Origin of the sequence: Fictibacillus sp. S7 (assembly GCF_004127935.1) — a bacterium.
Classification (GTDB): Bacteria; Bacillota; Bacilli; order Bacillales; family Fictibacillaceae; genus Fictibacillus_C; species Fictibacillus_C enclensis.
The window spans coordinates 2,625,756-2,647,537 of sequence record NZ_QJKL01000001.1 but is presented as its reverse complement, the minus strand read 5'-3'; the positions used below and the strand labels follow the sequence as shown (position 1 = coordinate 2,647,537).

At 43.0% G+C, this 21,782-nt stretch carries 20 protein-coding genes and 1 riboswitch; of the genes, 17 read left to right on the top strand and 3 right to left on the bottom strand.

The features are described from left to right. Positions 1–23 precede the first annotated feature (23 nt). The 3 genes from DMO16_RS13605 to DMO16_RS13595 all read left to right on the top strand — a co-directional run bounded on the left by DMO16_RS13605 (position 24) and on the right by DMO16_RS13595 (position 3,713). Complete coding sequence (locus DMO16_RS13605; RefSeq protein ID WP_129478051.1) at positions 24–1,253, top strand: MFS transporter; 1,230 nt, start codon at positions 24–26, stop codon at positions 1,251–1,253. A 133-nt stretch (positions 1,254–1,386) separates the two neighbouring features. Next, positions 1,387–1,764, top strand: coding sequence for a VOC family protein (locus DMO16_RS13600; protein WP_129478049.1), 378 nt, complete (start codon positions 1,387–1,389; stop codon positions 1,762–1,764). Positions 1,765–1,913: 149 nt separating this feature from the next. Next, positions 1,914–3,713 (top strand): GmrSD restriction endonuclease domain-containing protein, encoded by a 1,800-nt coding sequence (locus DMO16_RS13595; protein ID WP_129478047.1) that lies wholly within the window; start codon positions 1,914–1,916, stop codon positions 3,711–3,713. Positions 3,714–3,764: 51 nt separating this feature from the next. Here DMO16_RS13595 and DMO16_RS13590 read toward each other — a convergent pair whose 3' ends face one another. Beyond that, positions 3,765–5,789 (bottom strand): Na+/H+ antiporter, encoded by a 2,025-nt coding sequence (locus tag DMO16_RS13590; RefSeq protein WP_129478045.1) that lies wholly within the window; start codon positions 5,787–5,789, stop codon positions 3,765–3,767. Between the two features lie 586 nt (positions 5,790–6,375). Between DMO16_RS13590 and DMO16_RS24945 the strand changes: the two genes are divergently transcribed. Further along, positions 6,376–7,479, top strand: coding sequence for a DUF6946 family protein (locus DMO16_RS24945; protein WP_241840570.1), 1,104 nt, complete (start codon positions 6,376–6,378; stop codon positions 7,477–7,479). A 62-nt stretch (positions 7,480–7,541) separates the two neighbouring features. Here the strand turns inward: DMO16_RS24945 and DMO16_RS13580 are convergent, their stop codons facing one another. After that, the gene (locus tag DMO16_RS13580; RefSeq protein WP_129478044.1) at positions 7,542–8,069 is read right to left on the bottom strand and encodes a GNAT family N-acetyltransferase; all 528 of its coding nucleotides are present in this window, start codon (positions 8,067–8,069) and stop codon (positions 7,542–7,544) included. A 379-nt stretch (positions 8,070–8,448) separates the two neighbouring features. On the opposite strand from DMO16_RS13580, the gene DMO16_RS13575 reads away from it, so the two are divergent. From DMO16_RS13575 to DMO16_RS13530, 10 genes are all read left to right on the top strand, one after another. Continuing rightward, positions 8,449–8,952, top strand: coding sequence for a GNAT family N-acetyltransferase (locus DMO16_RS13575; protein ID WP_129478043.1), 504 nt, complete (start codon positions 8,449–8,451; stop codon positions 8,950–8,952). A gap of 173 nt (positions 8,953–9,125) precedes the next feature. Further along, complete coding sequence (locus DMO16_RS13570) at positions 9,126–10,175, top strand: LacI family DNA-binding transcriptional regulator (protein ID WP_129478042.1); 1,050 nt, start codon at positions 9,126–9,128, stop codon at positions 10,173–10,175. Between the two features lie 91 nt (positions 10,176–10,266). Beyond that, positions 10,267–11,607 (top strand): L-fucose:H+ symporter permease, encoded by a 1,341-nt coding sequence (gene fucP, locus DMO16_RS13565; protein ID WP_129478041.1) that lies wholly within the window; start codon positions 10,267–10,269, stop codon positions 11,605–11,607. A gap of 75 nt (positions 11,608–11,682) precedes the next feature. Beyond that, positions 11,683–12,696 (top strand): aldose 1-epimerase family protein, encoded by a 1,014-nt coding sequence (locus tag DMO16_RS13560; RefSeq protein WP_129478040.1) that lies wholly within the window; start codon positions 11,683–11,685, stop codon positions 12,694–12,696. A gap of 12 nt (positions 12,697–12,708) precedes the next feature. Next, positions 12,709–13,629 carry a ribokinase gene (gene rbsK, locus DMO16_RS13555; RefSeq protein ID WP_129478039.1) on the top strand — a complete coding sequence of 307 codons (921 nt, stop codon included), beginning with the start codon at positions 12,709–12,711 and terminating at the stop codon, positions 13,627–13,629. A 129-nt stretch (positions 13,630–13,758) separates the two neighbouring features. Then, the gene (locus DMO16_RS13550) at positions 13,759–14,778 is read left to right on the top strand and encodes a LacI family DNA-binding transcriptional regulator (protein ID WP_129478038.1); all 1,020 of its coding nucleotides are present in this window, start codon (positions 13,759–13,761) and stop codon (positions 14,776–14,778) included. A 108-nt stretch (positions 14,779–14,886) separates the two neighbouring features. Further along, positions 14,887–15,741 carry an amidohydrolase family protein gene (locus tag DMO16_RS13545; protein ID WP_164988924.1) on the top strand — a complete coding sequence of 285 codons (855 nt, stop codon included), beginning with the start codon at positions 14,887–14,889 and terminating at the stop codon, positions 15,739–15,741. Next, entirely contained in the window at positions 15,738–16,553 is an 816-nt protein-coding gene (locus tag DMO16_RS13540) for an SDR family NAD(P)-dependent oxidoreductase (RefSeq protein ID WP_129478033.1), read from the top strand. The genes DMO16_RS13545 and DMO16_RS13540 overlap by 4 nt, the downstream gene beginning before the upstream one ends. Before the next feature lie 24 nt (positions 16,554–16,577). Further along, a complete protein-coding gene (locus tag DMO16_RS13535; RefSeq protein WP_061974773.1) occupies positions 16,578–17,009 on the top strand; it encodes an RbsD/FucU family protein in 432 nt (143 codons plus the stop codon). Positions 17,010–17,078: 69 nt separating this feature from the next. Continuing rightward, positions 17,079–17,330 (top strand): hypothetical protein, encoded by a 252-nt coding sequence (locus DMO16_RS13530; protein WP_129478031.1) that lies wholly within the window; start codon positions 17,079–17,081, stop codon positions 17,328–17,330. A 133-nt stretch (positions 17,331–17,463) separates the two neighbouring features. Here the strand turns inward: DMO16_RS13530 and DMO16_RS13525 are convergent, their stop codons facing one another. Further along, positions 17,464–18,993, bottom strand: a complete 1,530-nt coding sequence (locus DMO16_RS13525; protein ID WP_129478029.1) for a malate:quinone oxidoreductase — start codon at positions 18,991–18,993, stop codon at positions 17,464–17,466. A 477-nt stretch (positions 18,994–19,470) separates the two neighbouring features. On the opposite strand from DMO16_RS13525, the gene DMO16_RS25440 reads away from it, so the two are divergent. The 3 genes from DMO16_RS25440 (at position 19,471) to DMO16_RS13510 (ending at position 21,765) form a co-directional block, all read left to right on the top strand. Then, on the top strand, positions 19,471–19,752 hold the full coding sequence (locus tag DMO16_RS25440; protein WP_129480395.1) for an immunity protein YezG family protein: 282 nt from the start codon (positions 19,471–19,473) through the stop codon (positions 19,750–19,752). A 160-nt stretch (positions 19,753–19,912) separates the two neighbouring features. Then, positions 19,913–20,017, top strand: a riboswitch (SAM riboswitch). A 79-nt stretch (positions 20,018–20,096) separates the two neighbouring features. Then, positions 20,097–21,110, top strand: coding sequence for a methionine ABC transporter ATP-binding protein (locus DMO16_RS13515; RefSeq protein WP_129478027.1), 1,014 nt, complete (start codon positions 20,097–20,099; stop codon positions 21,108–21,110). Beyond that, positions 21,100–21,765 carry a methionine ABC transporter permease gene (locus DMO16_RS13510; protein WP_090237535.1) on the top strand — a complete coding sequence of 222 codons (666 nt, stop codon included), beginning with the start codon at positions 21,100–21,102 and terminating at the stop codon, positions 21,763–21,765. Before DMO16_RS13515 ends, DMO16_RS13510 begins: the two co-directional genes overlap by 11 nt. The last annotated feature ends 17 nt before the right edge of the window (positions 21,766–21,782 follow it).

The following is a 21,782-nucleotide window of genomic DNA, read 5'->3' as shown; positions in this document are numbered from 1 at the left end:
CCTGCTAATGAGATGATGACACAATGAGCTATATTCAAAAAGGAACACCGCTTTTTCGAAAAACCAGTATGGCGTTCTTTGCCGCTGGTTTTAATACATTTGCGATACTTTATTGCGTACAACCGTTAATGCCCGAATTCTCTAAGGAGTTTAGCATCTCACCGACAAACGCAAGTCTGTCACTTTCGGTAACCACAATTGTGCTGGCTGTCAGCATGCTTATTTTCGGTTCGTTGTCGGAAGTATGGGGACGAAAACCGATCATGGTGATTTCCATGCTTGCGGCTTCTGTGTTTTGTATTCTTACCGCTTTTAGTCCTAATTTTCACTTTCTCTTGATTTTACGAACACTGGAAGGAATCGCTTTGGCCGGATTGCCTTCCATTGCCATGGCGTATCTTGGGGAAGAGATTGAACCGAGGAGCCTTGGGGCAGCAATGGGGCTTTATATTTGCGGTAACTCCATCGGAGCGGTTTTCGGCCGGGTCTATTCTGGTTTGATGAGCGATTTCTTTGGCTGGCATGTAGCGATAGCAGGAATCGGCATCATCAGTTTAGTCGCCACTCTTATTTTCTGGAAGAGTCTCCCCGCATCACAAAACTTTAATGCCCGCAAGCTGCAGGTTGGAAAGCTAGGGAAATCCATGGTTGACCATTTGAAAGATCCAGGATTAGTTTGCCTGTTCTTTATGGGGTTTTTACTTTTGGGGAGCAATGTGGCGATGTTTAACTATATCGCCTATGTATTGCTCGGCAAACCGTATTCTCTCAGCCAAACCATTGTTGGCTGGATCTTTTTAATCATGATCATCGGCATGTTCAGCTCGGTCTGGACAGGAAAATGGGTGGACCGCCATGGAAGGCAGCGAATACTCTTCATCAATTTGGTTCTTGCGTTGGTCGGTGTGGCAATGACACTGGACTCTCACTTGCTCGTTAAAGTTTTGGGACTTGGATTCTTTACGTACGGTTTCTTTGGCAGCCATGCCATCGCCAGCAGCTGGGTTGGCCAGCGAGCGACTCATGATAAAGCACAAGCCTCTTCACTCTATCTGTTTCTTTACTACACTGGCTCAAGCGTAGGGGGAACACTTGCAGGATTCTTCTGGACCGATTTCGGATGGGGTGGCGTCATAAGCATGACCGCCGGCTTCCTTGTGATTGGTGTAATGCTTTGGGCGGCTGTCTCAAAAATTGCACAGAATGGGAAGAAGGTCAGACGAAGTATTGGCAGCGAAAGCATGCAGCATTGACACCCGATGATTCGGGTGTTTTTTATTTTGTAAAAGGGATTCTTCGATAGTTGTTGAATATAAACTTCAGCTATGTCTGTGAAATGCACTTTAAAATAACGGAACAATTAATCAAGGGAGAGAGGAAAAGACGATGTTCAGTAAACTAGGCGAAGTGATGCTGTATGTCAATGACCAGGATCAAGCAGTGAAGTTTTGGACGGAAAAAGCAGGATTCACTGTCATCTCTGAGGGCGAAAGTGGTCCAATGAGATGGATTGCAATTGCTCCCAGTAAAGGCTCAGAAACCACAATCGTGTTGTTCAACAAGGAAGTTGTAGCGAAAATGTCACCTGAGCTAAACCTCGGCACACCCTCCTTAATGTTCTTCACAGAAAATCTCGATGAACTATACAAAAACCTATCCAGCAAAAATGTGAACGTCGGCGAACTTGTAGAAATGCCTTCGGGCAGGGTGTTTAACTTCTCAGATGATGAAGAGAATTATTTTGCGGTGATGGAAAACAATTAACTGTTGAATGACGAAGGCAGCTACTCCTTTGAAAGGAGGGTTGCCTTCTTTTATTTTTGGGAAATGGATAATTAAAGTTTAATTAACAATATTAATAGTATTCAGTATAATTAACACGACCAAAAACCGAAGTTAAAGGAAGTGTCTAAGTGTCAAATTATAATGTGAATAATAGCACCGTAGAATCGATAATCAGTTGGATAAAAAATAAAATGATTGCTATTCCTGAAATTCAAAGGCCATTTGTATGGGATGCAACTAAAGTAAGGGACTTATTAGATTCCCTTTATAAAAATTACCCAGTTGGTTATATTATTACCTGGCAAAATCCTGATACAAAATTAAAAGATGGATCTGTATCATCAGGTAAGAAAATATTAATAGATGGACAGCAGAGGATTACGGCTTTAACAGCTGCCATAACAGGTCAAGAAATAATAGATTCAAATTATAAAAAAAGGAGAATAAGAATTGCTTTTAATCCAATAGAAGAGAAATTTGAGGTTAGGAACCCTGCTATATTAAAAAATTCAAGATGGATACATGATATTTCTGAAGTTTTTTCTCCAGAATTTAATTTATTTACTTATATCAATGAGTACTGTGAGAGGAACCCTGAGATTAAACAGGATGAATTGAATCGTATTCTTCAAAAATTACAGCAGATAAAATACAGTAGTATCGGGATGATTGAGTTATCACACAATCTAGATATTGAAACAGTCACTGAAATTTTTATACGAATAAATTCAAAAGGCGTTGTTTTAAGCCAAGCTGATTTCGCCATGTCAAAAATTACGGTCAACGAATCTTATCAAGGACCAAATATACGCAAGACAATTGATTACTTTTGTCACCTGATAAAAAATCCTTCGGATTATGACAACATTAAAAATAATGACAGTGATTTTTCATCTTCGGATAGCTTTAACAGAATTAAATGGGTTAAGGATTATAACTCATCGATTTATGAACCGAGTTATTCTGATTTATTAAGAGTGGCCTTCACATATAAATTTTTACGAGGTAAAATTTCAAATTTAGTTAGTTTATTGTCTGGACGAGATTTTGAAACTAGAGAATATAAAGAGGAAATAACGGAGGCGTCTTTTTCCAAGCTGAACGATGGGGTATTACAATTTATCGATCAGACAAATTTCAAACGATTTATTATGATTGTTAAATCAGCCGGGATTATTTCCCCTAAGTTAATAAGATCAAAGAATGCAATAAATTTTGCATATACTTTATTTTTACTGTTAAGAGATAAAAATTTAGAAGGTAATAAAATTAATCATATTGTTCGAAAGTGGTTGGTTTTATCTATACTAACAGAACGGTATTCTGGATCTCCTGAAACAATGTTTGAATTTGATATTCGCAGGTTCAATATACATGGTAATCCAGAAAATTATTTAAACAATGTTGAAGAGGGTGAACTTTCGGAAGCTTATTGGACCAATATTTTAGTAAATAATTTAGATACATCTGTGACGAGTAGTCCTTATTTTAATCTGTATGTTATGTCACAGATTTATGGGAACGATAATGCCTTTTTATCTAAGTCTGTAAAGGTTAGTCATCTAATTGAAGAGCGAGGAGATATACATCATATATTTCCAAAAAAATATTTGCAGAAATGTGGTATTAAAAACAGAGGTAAGTATAATCAAATTGCAAATTATGTGTATACCGAGCAAATTGTGAATTTAGCTATTAATCAAAAAGCACCTAATATATATATGGGACAAGTTCGCGAACAATGTGAATTAAATGCGACAAGTAAAATAGGAGAAATAACAAACAAACAGGAATTAGAGATAAACCTAGAAGTGAATTGTATTCCAATTTCAATATTTACAATGGATTTTACCAATTTTGATGAATTCTTATTAATTCGTAGGCGCCTTATGGCACAAAAAATCCGCAACTATTACAAAAGTTTATAACAATATTTCAAAAAGGAGTAAGAGGCATTTATGTTCTCATACTCCTTTTTATTAATGAAAATGGACACTATTCTCTTCCATCCAGTAGGCTTCACGAATATTGATCTGTCTCCGAATGTCCCGGATCACATCAATTGTCACCTCGCCTTTTTCGTACAGATCCTGCACTTCATCGCGTTCCGCCTGGAAGGCCTGGATTTGAAGGTCGCGCTGCATGCGGGCGAAGTGAGTGGTTTCATCACTTTTTTTGGCAAGGTTGTATTTGACGATTAACTGATTGTATTCTCCCATGACATCGAGAAACAGGTGCCGGTTTTCAGGTGTCATGTGCGTTTTTAAATAGTGAATGGCAGCCTTGGCCATGTTGACCTTTAGGCCGACCAGCAGCTTTCTTCGCTTACGGCTCTGTTTGCGCTGTTTGCTGTTCCTTGGCAGGAGTAGCTGCAGCAGGGCAAACGCACTCCGCTTGAAAAGGATCCAAACAAACAGCCGGCGGTATTGTATGCGATTCGTTTGAGCAAGACGCCTTCGCTGCAGATGTTCCTCAACCAGAATGGCGGTATCCCGATCCACTTTCCCAGCTTTCTTCAAGTTCGTATAGTAAAGGCTTTCGGCTTCAATCGCCTTCATCCTGACCGCATTTTCCTGGCGTTCAATTTTTTCGGAACTTTTGGAACTGAACTCATTTCGCATATTGTTGTAGGTGCTGATGATGGATACGGCAGCTTCCCGGTTCTCCTCCGTCATGGAATTCTGAACGGAATGGATAGCGGCCTCGAATGTACGCAGTTTGGCATTCCGTTCCATTTCATCTCTTAGCTCCTGGGCATTGGTGTTTTCGCTTTTTGCCAGGATCGGCAAGAAAATGCTTGCGAGGATCAAGGTCACCAGGATGACGCCGGCTGCGATGAAAATGATAAGCGAACGATTTGGAAAGGGGCCACCGCCCTCAATGACAAATGGAATGGTAAATGCACCAGCGAGAGTAACCGCACCACGCACGCCTGAGACTGTCAAGATGGCAATGGCTCTTTGGGATTTCATATGGGGCATTCCTTTTTCTTTCCATTTTCGCCAGGTGACCGAAATCCACAGAAAACGAAGCACCAGCAGAGCAACTGAGATGATCAGGATATACTGGATAACCTGCCAATTATCAAACAAGGGATTTTTGAAAATTTCATTGAGTACACCAGGGATCTGTAATCCGAGAATGACAAACACCAGTCCGTTTAGAATATAAATGAGGACAGTCCATGTACTTCGTGAAACGATTTCAAGTGATCCGGCGGGAATCCGTTTGCGATCCTGGTGAATGGCATGCACAATTCCAGCGGCAACGACTGAAAGGATGCCGGAGAGGCCCAGATGTTCAGTCACGAAAAAAATAACAAATGGGGTCAAGAGCTGGATGAGCATATGAATCGTAACATCATCCATGCCGAGCCGCCGAATAAAGGTTCGCAGCTGGATCACGATCAGGGCCAAGAGGGCACCGCCGAGAAAACCGCCAACTGAAATGATAAAGAAGCTTCCACTTGCCTCTGTAATGGAAAAGGCTCCGGTTACGGTAGCGGCCACCGCAAATTTAAATGCCACCAATCCGGAGGCATCATTCATCAGCCCTTCGCCTTCAAGAACGTGCATGATTTGTTCTGGCATTTTTACCCGGCTGGAAATGGAACTGACGGCAACCACGTCCGTAGGCGAGAGGATCGCGGCAAGCGCAAAGGCTGCCGGCCAAGGAATGGACGGGATGAGCCAATGTATCAAACTGCCGATGGCAAATACGGTCATAAAGACAAGGCCAAGAGCAAGCAGAAGGATTGGTTTTCGAAGCTTCCATAATTCTTCTCTTGAAGCATGCCGTCCGTCATGGAAGAGAAGCGGCGCGATAAAGAGGATGAAAAACAGCTCCGGATTCATCGGGACTTTTATGCCCAGTGGCAGGACTGAAAGCGTCACGCCAAGCGCAATTTGGATCAGTGGAACAGGTATGTATGGAATAAAATGATTGATGAAACTGGCCAGGCCGATTAAGGCCAGCAGAACCAAAATAACGAGAAAAAATTCCATGCGCAACTCCTTTCCTCTACATTTTGTACCATAATAAAAGATTTAATTGTATTCATCCTCTTGATATGGAAAAATTTTTCTTTTAAGAAATACCCGTCAAAGCACTGCTGTAACCTATGGTTCGAAATAATTGTTGCTTTGCAATGTAGATTTGTACTTTTTATAGACAGAACAGTTACATCTAATTCAATATTTTTACGTTTAATTTACAATAAATTCCTGATATCATTAAAAGAAATGATATTTTGGCGAAGGGTTTACATATTGAAGAGGATAAGCAGGGGGAGGGCTGATATTATTGGAATTTGAAGAATACTTAAAGCAGAAACACATGTTAAAAAAGGTGAGAAAAAATTAAAGGATATTTCAGTTAAACAGTATTTAAATAGGTTAGAAAACATGCGCCGGAATGGGATCTATGTCGAAGAACAACAAATTGATTTTTCTTTGAAACAGAGAGTTCAAGACAGCTATCGGGATTGGAAAACTTATTTGAAGACGATTGATCACTATCTATCTTCAAAAAATTATTAATTGAGCCACTGTAGTAGAGTACATTATACAAATATCTTAAGGGGCGAAGAAAATGAGTAAATTCTTTATTCCTTCAAAGGGAGCTTTATCATGGCAAGAATTCCTTGCAGATCCTAAAAAGCAATGGAAGGAAAGATTTTCTGCATATGAATTAGCTAATTGTTGGGAAGGGGCTGACAATTTCCCATTAAGTGTAGAAAGGATTTTAAAACAGAGTAAGTTGCCTCTGTTTAATGATGTAAGAATTTTGTATGGATTCCCAGAGTACAAAGTTGCTTTACCAGGAGGAAATAAAAGCTCACAAAACGATCTTTATGTCTTGGCAAAAACAAATAATGGGCTTTTACCCATTATAGTGGAAGGAAAAGTGTCTGAACCCTTTGGAGAAACTGTGGCGTCCTGGCTGGATGAAAACCCAAGTAGCGGCAAAGGAGAAAGATTGGAATACTTACTTAAGCTACTAGGTATAGAGAAGGATGACATCCTGGATAAAAGATATCAATTAATACATAGAACCGCATCTGCTCTAATCGAAGCAAAGAATGTCATGGCTAACCATTCATTAATGCTCGTTCATTCATTTAGTCAAACGGGAAAATGGTTTGAAGACTATGCTGATTTTGTTCAACTTTTTAATCTATCTCCTCTAAAGGATGAGATTGTCGGACCAGTAAATTTAAGTGGAGTAAATTTATATTTTGGATGGGTTAATGAGAGGTTAGGAGTAAAATCAAAAGAGTACTTTTATAACTTGTTCAAAACAGAGAAAGCCAGAGTGCTGGCAAAAGAAATCGATAATTATATTTATAAAAAAAGTTCGTACAAAGACGAGGTTGAGGACTACCACGGTCGTTATAAAAATGGCATTCGAACAGATTGCATAGGTTATATAAGTAAGAAAGGTTCATATAAATTTGCAACCACAACTGCAGCTAGGAAAGTATGCTTTGTTCTTCATCTGGGAAAAAAACTGCACACAGAAACAGCGAAGCAATTACAGCGAGAGATAGATGAAATGCTTGGACATATATATGAAAAATCTGATCCAGTCAGGTTAACACCTGGTGAAGTGTATATTAGGTTAGAATGGGTGGATTCTTTAAGGCAAATAACTAGCTATATCGATAAAGCTTATGAATGTAGGTTGCAGAAGTAATAATGAGGAATCTTACGATAGAAATCAATAGCCGACTTATTTGTGGTTAAAAAGGCATCTGCTCAGATGCCTTTTTCATTTTTCCATTCCTCCTCCAAAATGGCGTAATAGTATTCATCCCACCAGCCATCTCTATGGGGGATGCACTTTTTGAAATAGCCTTCCCTTCGCATTCCGATCTTCTCCATCACCCGGTAGGACGGCGGGTTCTCCGGCTGGCATGTGGCAATGATCCGGTGGAGTTTCAAAGTATCGAAGCCGTAATCCAAAACAGTCTGTGCTGCTTCCGAAGCATATCCCTTATTGTGGTACGCCGTATTGAACACCCAGCCGATCTCGTATGTATGGTTACCAAAGTATTTGTGAAACACAATATGGCCGATTAATTGGTTCACGTCCCGCAGAACCACCGCATATTTCTCCGGGTGGTCTCCGCTGTTCTCTTCAATAAATGCTTTGGCGTCACCTTCAGTAAAAACTCCCTCAGGAATATATTCCATGACAGCAGGATTGGATGTGTAGTGATGCACCGCTTGCCAATCTTCTGGAATAAACCTTCGAATATGAAGCCTCTTTGTTTTAATGTCCATTTTCTCCTCCAGTAGCCGTTCTTTTCTCTTCTCAATTCAATGAGGGAAACAAAATCTCCTTCGTTCATTTACACAAAAATAGTGGTTGAAATTCATTGGGGTCGGGTTTATTATATAAATCATTAGAATATTACAAGTTTTATTATAATAAAAATGGAATAAAGGGAGGTAACAAATAGAAGTATAGCAAGGAAGTTGATTTTGTTTCATTCTACAGTTCAAAAATAGGAGAAACTTTCATGGCAAAGTCCATTCAGATTGAATCATCTGCGCAAAAAAAGTTGGATCAGCTTCTTTTTCTTATTTAGTAACAGCACCCAGACATTAAGTGATATTCTTATGGGAGTATTACTTGAATTCTTATAGGAGGTTAATAGCCATGGTAAAACTCAGGTCATTCGAAACCGCCGATATCAAGGAACTTCACCGATGGTCCAATGATTCACGATCCATCTTAATGGTGGGACGAACGCCGCTGACGTATGAGCAGGTCCTCCAGGAAGTAGAAGGGAAGCGAAGGAATAACGATTTATTGCTGGGGATTGAAAATGAAGAACAGCAGCTGGTCGGATGGGTATTTCTTAAAGATATCGATCATGGACATGGACGCGCGAGCATCGGAATCCTTCTCGCTCCTGAAGCAAGAGGGAAGGGCTACGGAAAAATTGCCATGGAGCAGATGATTGATGTTGGCTTTAAGCAGCTGCGTTTGAACAAAATCTATTTAACAACGAGAGGAACCAATGAACAAGCGATTGGGCTGTATAAAAAGATTGGTTTTACAGTAGAGGGCAAGCTGAGGCAGCACGCTTATGTGGACGGCCAATATGTTGATACATACTTTATGGGAATTCTGGCTTCTGAATGGGGTACGCAAGAGTAAGGAAAGCGGTTTCAAAAAACTTCTTGCATTTTCTATTTTCTCATGCTAGATTATATCCAAGAACAAAAATCTAAACGTTTACATTAATTGTTCAAAACAGACTCAGTGATTTCAGGCATAAATCTATTTTTTTGTAAAAAAATCTAAACGTTTACATTTTAGGAGTTTTGCCCATGGAAGGGAAAGCAAACATTCAGGATGTGGCTAAACGGGCGAATGTATCGATTGCGACTGTCTCCCGGGTCATCAATAACCAGGGCGGCGTGCGCAAGCAGACGGAGGAGCGGATCCTGAAAGCCATTCAGGAGCTCGGCTATATCCGCAATGCCGCAGCACGTACGATGAAAAGCAAGGATACGAAGACGATCGGTGTCATTGTGCCAGACATCAACAACCCGTTTTTTCCATCCGTAATGGCCGGAATTGAACAGAAGGCCCGGGAAACAGGATACTTCGCGATTCTGAGCAGCACGAACGAATCACCGGTGGTCGAGCAGGAGATTCTGAAGAATTTCATCGAGCGGGGAGTGGACGGGGTCATCATCACGACAGCCAACGAAAATGGCGATCACCTGAAGCAGGTTCATGAGCAGGGCATTCCGATGGTCGCGGTCGACCGGAGCATTCAGTACTATGACGTGGATACGGTGCTCGTCGATAACGTAAAAGGCTCTTACCAGGCCGTTCAGCACATGATTCTGCAGGGGCATGAGAAGATTGCGATCATTTGCGGTCCGCAGAACACCACACCGGGTCGTGAGCGTTTTATCGGCTACAAAAAAGCGCTCGAGGATTACAACCTGAAGCTGGACGAGCGCTACATTTTTCAGGGAGACTTTGGTGAGCGCAGCGGGTATCAGGGGGCACACCAGCTGTATTCACTGGACGACCGTCCGACGGCCATTTTTTCATCCAACAACTTGATGACCATCGGGTGTGTGAAGGCCTTTGGCGATCTGGACTGGAAGCTCGGGGAGGAAATTTCGTTTTTCGGGTTTGATGACGTGGACATTGCCACCTTCTTGAACCCAAAGCTCAGCGTGGTTTCACGGCCCATGCACGCGTTAGGGGAGCTTGCCTTTCAGCTGCTGCATGAACGGATCCAATTTAAAGATCCGGTGCCGAAGCGCGAGTACAAGCTGTCTCCGGAACTCATCATCCGGGAATCATGCCGGCTGCGCTATCCGAAGAATTCACCTGACGGACAATCTCTTAAAAAGTAAACAAGGTACAGAATGGTCATTCTGTACCTCTTCTGGAACGCGATATGTAAGCGCTTTACTACTAATCTATTTAAAAAAAGGGGATGTACACATGAAGAACAGCAACCTGATTCAGCTGCCTGATGGCTATTTGAACAAAACACCGATTTTTCAATTTATCCTGGTCTCATTGCTTTTTCCTTTATGGGCTGTGGCGGCGAGTCTGAACGACATTCTGATTGCGCAATTTAAACATGTGTTTGAACTCAGCGATTTCGCGAGCGCTTTCGTGCAAAGTGCGTTTTACGGTGGTTATTTTGTGGTTGCGATTCCGGCCTCGATGGTCATTAAGAAAATGAGCTACAAGTTTGCGATCATGACAGGCCTTCTGTTTTATATCGTGGGCTGCTCATTGTTTTACCCGGCGTCACACATGGGGACGTACACGATGTTCCTGTTCGCGATTTTTGCTATTGCGGTTGGGCTGAGCTTTCTCGAAACAGCGGCCAACACCTACAGCTCAATGATTGGACCGAAAAAATACGGCATTCTTCGTTTGAACATTTCCCAGACGTTTTATCCGCTGGGATCTATCGCGGGTATCCTGCTAGGAAAATATCTTGTGTTCCAAGAGGGGGCAAGCCTGGAGTCACAAATGGCCAAAATGTCACCGGCAGAAGCTCAGGCGTTTGGATTGAAAATGCTTCAGCATACCCTTCAGCCTTATAAGTACATCATATTTGTTCTGATCGCCATGTTTATTCTGTTTGCGATTACGAAGTTTCCGATTTGTAAGCCGGTGACCAACCGTGCTAAAGGAGGAGAAAAAGCTCCGGGAATCGGTCAGACGCTCAAGTATTTGGCGGGCAACAAACGATTCAAAAAAGGAATTGCAGCTCAGTTTTTATATGTGGGCATGCAGGTTACGGTCTGGTCGTTCACCATCCGTCTTGCGCTTGATTTGAACCCGAACTTTAACGAACGAACCGCGTCCAACTTTATGGTCTTCAGCTTTATCGCCTTTTTCGTTGGGAAATTCATTGCGAACTTCCTGATGACTCGCTTCTCTCCGTCCAAGATTCTGTTCAGCTATGCCATCATCGGATCCGCGTTATTGGCGTATGTCGTGCTCGTACCGAACATGACGGCGGTTTATGCAGCAATTGGGGTAAGCATGCTGTTTGGTCCTTGCTGGCCAACGATTTATGCAGAAACGCTTGAAGTGGTCGATAAGAAGTACACCGAAACTGCTGGTGCAATTCTTGTTATGGCGATTGTCGGCGGTGCGGTAATTCCGGCTCTGCAAGGTTATGCGTCGGACGCGTTCGGCTCCATGCAAACGGCATTCCTGGTTTCCATGGCTTGCTTCGTCTATGTCGGCATCTACTTCTATGGCGAAATGAAAAAGTCTGCGGTGAGAAAAACAGACAAAACGATCGAGTTGGCACAATAAACCATTAAACCTTGTCAGGCAGCCTTTTCCTGGCTGCCTTGATGAGGTTAATCAGCAGGAAAGGGATGCTTAGACATGAGTGGAATCATTGAACTTCAGCGGGAATTTTTTAAGGAAAACAAAAAAGTGATCTATCGTGACAATGAGTTTACGGTAAGCCTGTTCCGCTATCCGTCGGGAGTGGAAGCCATCGAGCTGACAAACTCGCGCGGGGTAATGGTCGTGCTGCCGTATATGGGACAGATCATCTGGGACCTTGCGTTTGATGGCATCGATCTGAAGATGAAAAATATGTTCTCGCAGCCAAAGAACGTGCGAGAGGTCGTGGATACGTACGGATGCTTTTCGTTTCATTCAGGGTTGATTGCCAATGGCTGTCCGGGACCGGAGGATGATCACGAGCTGCACGGGGAAATGGCATGTGCTGAATTGGACCGTGCCTGGCTTGAAATCAGCCACCAGGGAATCAAGGTTGGCGGCGAAACCGAATATGTAAAAGGATTCGGCCATCACTATTTGGCATCACCGAGTGTTAAAATGGGCAGAGGAGAATCATTCATCGAGATCGGAATGACGGTGAAAAACCTCTCCGGTGGCGAGATGCCCCTGCAGTACATGTGTCATACCAACTATGCATATGTGGAAAATGGGGTTATGAAGCAAAGCATTCCAGATGACGCATTCGTGCTTCGGGAATCGATTCCAGCCCATGTGAAGCCGACGGATCAATGGCTCGGATATAACAAAAAGCTGTTGAGTGGGGAAGAAACGCTCAATGTACTGAATCAGCCGGACATGTATGATCCGGAGATTGTCTTTTTTGCTGACCGACTGGATCAATACGGGGAAGAAGTGGAATTTGAAATGCAATCCCCCGACGGCACGGCCTTTTTCACGAGATTTTCAACAGCCGAGCTTAACTATGCCACACGCTGGCTTCTGTACAACAGCGATCAGCAGGTAGGAGCTTTCGTGCTGCCAGCCACCTGCCGGCCGGAAGGGTTTAAAGCGGCAGAAAAGGCAGGAACTCAGATCAAGCTTGGTGCAGGAGAGGAACGTTCCTTTACCGTCGTTACCGGAAAGAAATAGGGAGGAAGAACAATGGATATTGCAGTGATTGGATCCAACATGGTGGATTTGATTTCGTACATTGATAAAATGCCAAAAGAAGGAGAAACACTGGAAGCGCCGGACTTTGAAATCGGCTGCGGAGGAAAAGGGTGCAACCAGGCGGTAGCCGCGGCCAAGCTCGGTTCCGACGTCATGATGGTGACAAAAGTCGGGGATGATTTGTTTGCCGACAACACGATTAATAACCTCGGGAAGTATGGCATCGATACGGAATATACCGTTAAAGTGCCCGGTACGTCCAGCGGCGTGGCGCCAATTTTTGTGGATCCGGATTCCAAAAACCGTATCTTGATCATTAAAGGAGCGAATAAGCATCTTTCACCGGAGGATGTGGACGGTGCAGCAGAAAAGCTGAAACAATGCTCACTGATCGTTTTGCAGCTGGAGGTGCCGCTGCCAACCGTTTACCGTGCAATTGAATTCGGAAACGAGCATGGCATCCCGGTGATCCTGAACCCGGCGCCTGCCTCCAAGGAACTGGACTTTGAGTATGTGTGCAAAAGCGACTTTTTTGTTCCGAACGAAAGCGAGCTGGAGATTTTAACGGACCTGCCGGTGGAAACTGATGAACAGGTTCGCTTGGCGGCCATGACGCTGGTAGAGCGTGGTGTAAAGAACGTCATCGTAACGATGGGCAGCCGCGGTGTGATGTGGGTAACGAAGGATGATGTCCAAACCGTATCCTCCCATAAAGTGGACGCGATTGATACCACAGGTGCAGGTGACGCCTTCATCGGCTGCTTCTCCCACTACTACGTTAAAACCGGAGATGTACTTGAGGCGATGAAAAAGGCCACTGCCTTTGCCGCCTTAAGTGTCACCAAGCGGGGGACGCAGACTTCGTATCCGGAATTGGATGAAGTGGAAGAGTTTTTGAAAGAGAGAGTTTGATGAGTGAAACACCAGCCTGATGGGACAGGCTGGTTTTTGTTTTTATACACGTCTCTCTTCTTCCTGATAAAAGTTTGGTAAACTAACTATAATAGATAGAACGGGAGAACAAGAAGGCAGGTAAGTAATGTGACGACGATTTATGATATTGCCAAACGAGCCAACGTTTCCTCCATGACGGTTTCCAGGGTCATTAACAACAAAGGAAACATCAGTGAAGCGACCAGGAAAAAGGTAGAGGACGCGATCAAGGAATTAAACTATATACCCAATTCGGCCGCGCAAAGCCTGAATTTGAAGAAAACCAAGCTGCTTTCTCTTGTTATTACGGACATTACCAATCCTTTTTTTACAAAAGTGGCGAGAGGGGCTACAGATAAAGCCAACCAGATGGGATATCAGCTCATTCTTTGCAATACCGATGAGGATTACGAGAAGGAAAGCGAGTATATTGATGCACTGATTGCCAAGCGGGTGGATGGGGTCATTATCGCACCAACCGGAGATTCCTCGCTTAAAAATTTAAAAAAGCTAATGAGAAACCGAATCCCTTTTACGTTAATCGACCGTAAAATTGAAAATGTACCATGTGATATGGTGCTTGGGGATAATTACGAGGGAACCCGGTATCTGCTTCAACACCTCATCAACAATGGTCACCAACGGATCGCGATGGTCCATGGACCGTTGACCATTTCGACGTCGAAGGAACGATATCAGGCATATGTGGAAACGTTGAAATTAAATGACCTAACTGTGAATCCTTTCTTTATGGTTGAAGACCATTACAAACAGGAGGATCAGTTAGCCGGAATTAATCATCTGCTTGAACTACCGGAGGACGAGCGTCCAACGGCATTCTTTGCCGTTAACAATTTTATTGCCATTAAGCTTATTAAACAGCTACGCCAGGGTGGCCTCCGGGTGCCGGAGGATATGGCGGTCGTCTGCTTTGATGACCTTGAACTGTTTATAGAACTGGATCCGTTTTTAACGGTATCCTCGCAGCCCGCCTATGACTTCGGTTACATAGGCACGCAACTGGTCATTGAACGGGTAGAAGGAAATAGTCCGACAGGTTACCGATCTATTAATTTAAAGCCGGAATTGGTAATCAGAAAATCATCAGGAACTTCTATTAAAGAATAGAGGTTCTTTTTTTGTGCATCTTTAAAAATAGTTTGACAATTCTAAATACTTTTGTTATTAATTATGTTACCGGTAACATTAAAATGAACAATCAAGGGGGGAATGCACATGATTGATAGCCATCAGCACTTTTGGAAGCTGGAGAGAGGCGATTACGGATGGTTTACCGAGGACATGGAGGTTCTCTATCAGGATTACCTGCCTGAAGACTTGGTTCCTATGCTGCGGCAATTCAATATTTCCGGAACAATCGTGGTCCAAGCCGCACCTACATACGAAGAAACCTTATTTCTCTTATCACTATATGAACGTTATGACTGGATCAAAGGGGTGGTCGGCTGGCTCGATCTTTCTTCACCTTCTTTTCAGGAGCAATTAGAAGAACTATTAACGAACCCGGGTGTGGTTGGTCTTCGTCCGATGCTGCAGGACATCGAGCAAAGTGATTGGATTCTGCAGGAGCAGGTTGTTGAAAATGTGAAGCTTCTTCATAAAAAAGAACTTCCGCTTGATTTGTTGATTAACAAAAAACATATCCCTTTTGTACTGGAGTTATTGAAAGCGCTTCCTGGGTTAAGAGCAATCGTTGATCATATGGCCAAGCCGAATATCGCAGAGGGAGAGCTGTCTGGCTGGAAGGAAGAGATGAAAGCCCTCGCCGAGTACCCGAATGTATGGTGCAAGGTCTCCGGATTCATGACAGAGGCGGTTCCGTACGAGTGGGAAACAGAAGATTTCAACCCTTACATCCAGCATGTCACAAACGTATTTGGACCGTCACGACTGCTGTTTGGCTCTGACTGGCCTGTCTGCTTATCGGCGGGAACCTATGGGGATGCCATTGACATTATTAATAAAAATCTTCCTGATTCACTTACATCAGAAGAGAGAGAAAATATCTTCACGGAGAATGCCAAGAAATTTTACCGATTAAATACCAAGACAAAGGAGAGTACAAGATGAGTAAATTCACAAACCGTACCGCACTTGTAACAGGGGGAAGCCAGGGAATTGGATCAGCTATCGTGAAACGATTGGCGGAAGAAGGAGCTAATGTTGCGATCAACTATTTTTCCTCAAGTGACCTTGAAAAAGCCGTTGACCTAAAGAAATACGTTGAAGAACAATTTGGGGTCCGTGCACTGACAGTTCAGGGGAACGTCGGCATCAAGCAGGATGTTGATCAAATGATCAGTGAAGTGGAACAGGAATTGGGGCTAGTGGATATCTTGGTCAACAACGCCGGAATCGCCCCGTTTGAACCGTTTTTAAGTCTTTCGGAAGAAATGTGGGACCGAACGTACCAGACGAATGTGAAATCGATCTTCCTAACATCGCAGCGAGTGGCGAAATCGATGATCGGAAGAAAATACGGAAAGATTGTAAATATCGCTTCGACAGCCAGTGTGATGGTCACCAGCCCGGTGGTGCCGCACTATATCTCGTCCAAAGCAGCGGCCAGCCATCTAACCAAGGCCCTGGCGATTGAACTGGGCAAATACAACATCAACGTTAATGCGGTTGGTCCAAGCACAACCGCCACACAGATGTGCGAGGAATATCTGGCAGACCCGGCAATTCTGGAAAAAGAGATTGAAGCCAACCCAATGAAACGGTTGGGAACAGAGAAGCAAATTGGGGATGCGGTTGTCTTCCTCGCATCAGATGAGGCCATGCAAATCAATGGGCACTTATTGATGGTGGATGGGGGATTAACAGTTAAAGCGGCACAGCCTGAAGATCATATGGATCATGAGCAGGAGGTTACCCTTTGATGAGAAACGAATGGGGTGCGAGCCATGCTTAAAGGCATACCTTCAATTCTGTCTCCTGAGCTGCTCAAGGTACTGATGGAAATGGGGCACGGTGATGAAATTGTCATTGCCGATGGAAATTTTCCAGCGGCAAGTCATGCCCGCCGGCTGGTTCCCGGCTATGGCCATGGCGTCTGTGACTTTTTGCGCGCTATTTTAGATTTATTCCCCCTTGATACCTATGTAGACGCTCCGGTTCTGTTGATGGATCCGGTGGAAGGTGACGACAAGAATCCGCAGATCTGGAAGGAATTCGAACGAGCCGTTCAAGCCACTAACGGGGACAAGGTGTCATTTGAAAAGCTTGAACGCCATCAGTTTTATGAAAGAAGCAAGGAAGCATATGCAGTTTTGGCGACTAGCGAACACGTTCCATATGCCAACATTATATTGAAAAAGGGTGTTTTGGATCAGTAAAATAATCGCTTAAAAAGAAAAACAGGTTCAGTATTTTTATGAGCCTCGGTTGATCTGGAACAAAGCCGCTTGAAAACGGCAAAGGAGATGGGGGTCACCCATACGATCAATCTGAGGGAAGACGATTTGGCTCAGAAGTTGAATGAATTTACCGCCGGTCGAGGTGTAGACCTGGCATTGAAACGGCGGGCAGCCCTAAATCCGTTCAGGGAACGATCGCTTCTGTCCGAAAAGGTGGAAGAGACTGCTGAGGCGTTTGAAAAAGCCATTCATGATAAAACGAATATACTCAAGATTATGATTTATTCGAGTGGAGAGTAATGAGAAAAGGACGCTGTCTGTAAGTGCAGCGCCTTCCTTATTTTTCATGCCCATCTATTTCGGCCGATATAAAAACCTCCAATCCCGAAGAGGGATCGAAGGTTCAATTGAGCTGCCAATTAAAAGTTTTCACTTAGTAGACTGTTTCTGTTGTTTTTTCGTCATTAAAGACGGGTTCTTTTTTTTTAAGACCGAGCGACTCGGCTGTGGACTGATGAATTTTTCTCAGCAGGTCAGGATTTTCCATCAAGGAAAGACCGTAGGACGGAATCATTTCTTTGATTTTCGGCTCCCACTCTTTCATGCGATCAGGGAAGCATTTGCTGATGATTTGAAGCATAACATGAACCGCTGTGGAAGCTCCCGGAGAAGCACCCAGTAATGCTGCGATGGTTCCGTTGGCTCCAGTAACCACTTCTGTACCGAACTGAAGGGTTCCTTTGCCGCCAGCTTCTGTATCTTTGATGACCTGCACACGCTGGCCGGCCACAACTAAATCCCAATCTTCAATTTTCGCGTTCGGGATGAATTCACGAAGCTCTTCCATACGCTGTTCTTTGGATAGCAGTACTTGCTGGATCAGGTATTTGGTCAATGACATTTCTTTTACACCTGCAGCCAGCATCGTTAAGATATTATCGGGTTTAACAGAAGTAATCAAATCGAACATGGAGCCGGTTTTTAAGAACTTTGGTGAGAAGCCGGCAAATGGTCCGAACAGCAGGGACTTTTTGTTATTGATAAATCGTGTATCCAGATGCGGTACGGACATCGGAGGAGCACCCACCTTGGCTTTTCCGTAAACTTTTGCGTGGTGCTGCTCAATGACTTTCGGATTGTTACATACCATGAAAATTCCGCTTACCGGGAATCCGCCAATATGCTTGCCTTCAGGAATACCGGATTTCTGAAGGAGATGAAGGCTTCCGCCGCCACCGCCGATAAAAACGAATTTTGCTTTATGGCGTTCCAAGGTACCGCTGTCATAATTCTTAATTTTCAGTTCCCAGGATCCGTCACTCGTACGCTTTAAATCATTAACACCATGTCCATAGAGAACATCAACATTCTTTGTTTTTAAATGATCAAAAAGGATACGGGTTAACGCACCAAAGTTAACATCCGTTCCGGAGTCAATTTTGGTAGCCGCAATCGGTTCGTCCATTTTACGGCCTTCAAGGATAAGTGGAATCCATTCCAGCAATTTCTCCGTATCTTCGGAAAATTCCATTCCTTGAAACAGTGGATTCTTTGACATCGCTTCAAACCGTTTCTTCAGGAACTTCACATTTTTCTCACCTTGCACTAAACTCATATGAGGCAGCGGCATGATAAATTCCTCAGGTTTTTGGATGAGCTTGCGATTTACCAGATGAGACCAGAACTGCATGGATACCTGAAACTGTTCATTTATGTTTATTGCTTTGCTAATATCAATGGATCCATCAGGCTTTTCAACCGTATAGTTAAGCTCGCACAGTGCCGCGTGTCCTGTTCCCGCATTGTTCCATTCATTGGAACTTTCCTCGCCTGGTTTTCCGAGCTTCTCAAACACTTTAATATTCCATTCCGGTACTAATTCTTTCAAGAGAGTTCCTAATGTCGCACTCATGATTCCGGCGCCAATTAAAATGACGTCTGTGTTAGTTTCTCTGTTGCTCATTTATACCAACCTTTTCGCCTAATATTTGCAGAAAAGTTGCAGTAGTCACACCAAGTCAAGGTGCAATCGAGTCACACACTTTCCTGTCTTAATGAAAACGATATCATCGCGGATTACAATAATTAATGGATTGAACTATCTCTATTATATGACAAATATCAATTATTTGAAAGCTGGTAGAAAGTGAGAAGCGCAAATAATTGCAGAAAAACCGATGATTTTTATCGATTTTTATAGGAAAGTCCGTTTCTATCGTAAAAAAACATTAAAATTTATCCAATTAAAGAGAGTTCCTTATTTTTTAGTAAGCTGGTGGGGTGTTTTATTGGGTGCCTATTTTTTACAATAAAGTTTGAACAGAAAGCATTAATAAGGAATAGCGAGGTATAATGGAAACGAAAACTATGGAGAATATTTATCATGACGCAGCCTGGCTTATAAACCAAATTATCCCAGAATTACGGGGAGACGGTATACATTTATGCTTTATTTTATTATGTTTCAAAAGAAAGCAATAAGCTTATTTATAGCCATAATATACCTAAATTATTTAATGTGGAACAGGACAATTATGATGAAATGTATCATAATCTGTATTTTCTCTTTGGTGATTTAAGATCTGAATTTATAAAGAATCAACAAGAAGTATGGACAAGTCTCACCTTTACAAAATTGACTCATAACCTCTATTTTCCTTTCAAGGATTATGACTACCATGGTTTAACTGGTGTTGAACCGAATGAACATCAAAAAAACTAACCGTTAACTTTTAATTTTCATTTTCATAAATGGTAATAAACTCTATCTTCGTATTTCTTAATGAAAGCGTTTAATCCCGACCATTCCACGCAGAATAGTATTGACAAGGATAAAAAAGAATTTTATGATTAAAAATGTTCTAATAATAATATAATAACTGTTCTTATCAAGAGAGACTGAGGGATTAGGCCCAATGACGTCCGGCAACCTCCATATGGAAAGGTGCCACTTCCTGCAGAATGAACTTCATTCTGAAAGATAAGGTGAGATTGAATGCATAATCAAAAGCCTCTTTCATGATGAAAGGGGCTTTTTTACATTGAAAGAAAAGAGGGGGCAATTTCTTGATCGAAGTCAACAACCTGGTAAAGGTGTATCGTTCAAAGAAGAAAGAAATCGTAGGGGTGAACAACGTTTCCCTTAATGTAAAAGAAGGGGAAATCTACGGCATTATCGGGTATAGCGGTGCTGGTAAAAGCTCACTTATCCGCTGTTTGAATTTGCTTGAAAAGCCAACATCGGGTCAAGTGAAAATTGATGGAGTCGACCTTACGACGCTGAAAGGTGATGGCCTGCGAAAAGCACGTTTAAAAATTGGGATGATCTTTCAGCATTTTCATCTAGTGAGCTCAAAAACGGTTTATGAAAATATTGCGTTTGCACTTAAAGCAGCAGGAAAGACGAAAGCTGAAGCAAATAAGCGTGTCTTGGAGCTTTTGGATCTGGTCGATCTGACTGATAAAAAAGACCAGTATCCGGCACAGTTGAGTGGTGGACAAAAACAAAGAGTAGGGATTGCCAGGGCACTTGCCAACAATCCAAAGGTGCTGTTATGCGATGAGGCGACCTCAGCACTAGATCCGAGTACAACCAAATCCATTCTCAATCTGTTAAAAGATATAAATAAAAAACTTGGACTGACCATCGTTCTGATAACGCATGAGATGGAAGTGGTGAAGGAGATTTGCCATAAAATCGCAGTTATGCAGAACGGGGAAGTGATCGAAGAGGGAGAGGTGTATGAGATTTTTTCCAATCCGAAAAAGCCGCTGACCCGGGATTTCATTAATAGTATCCTTCAGTTCGATCTTCCAGAGCAGCTGATTGAGAAAAGAAAGGGAACCATCATCAAGATCCAGTTTAAAGGTGAAATCGCTGAGGAGTCTGTCGTATCCGAGCTTTTCCAGCGGTATCAGGTGAAAGGAAACATCCTGCACGGCAAAATAGAATACATTCAGGATACACCTCTTGGCATTTTCATTATGGAATTGACAGGAGAAGCGTCCGAAGTAAAAAAGGCAATTGATTACATCACCAGCAAAACGAGAAGCCTGGAGGTGGTCCAGGATGCTGCTTGAATCGCTCGTCCAGCTTATGCCGGATATTAATAAGGCGTTTTTCGAGACTCTCTATATGGTGGGAATTTCGCTGCTTGTAGCAATTGTTCTCGGACTTCCGCTTGGTGTTTTGCTGTTTGTAACGGATAAAGGATTGTTTTTGGAGAATTCGGTGGTGAAAGGTGTTGCCGGATGGATCGTAAACTTGATTCGTTCCATTCCCTACATCATTCTTTTGGTGGCATTGCTTCCTCTAACGAATCTTCTTACCGGCACAACGATTGGTCCTACTGCGGCCTCTGTCTCTTTGTCGGTAGCAGCGATTCCTTTTTTTGCAAGAATGGTAGAAACGTCAATGAGAGAGATTGATAAGGGTGTCATAGAATCGGCTATTGCGGTGGGAGCCACTTCATGGATGATCATTAAGGATGTTCTTCTTCCGGAAGCCAAGCCTGGACTTGTTCAAGGGCTCACAATTACAACCATTAGTTTGGTCGGCTATTCTGCAATGGCCGGAATTGTTGGGGGCGGAGGTATTGGGGATCTGGCCATTCGATTTGGATACTATCGTTACGATAACACCGTTATGATTACCACAGTGGTGGTTTTGATTCTCCTTGTGCAGGTTATTCAGCTTGCGGGAGACTCTATCTCTAAAAAAGTAGATAAAAGATAATAATTAATAGGAGAGAG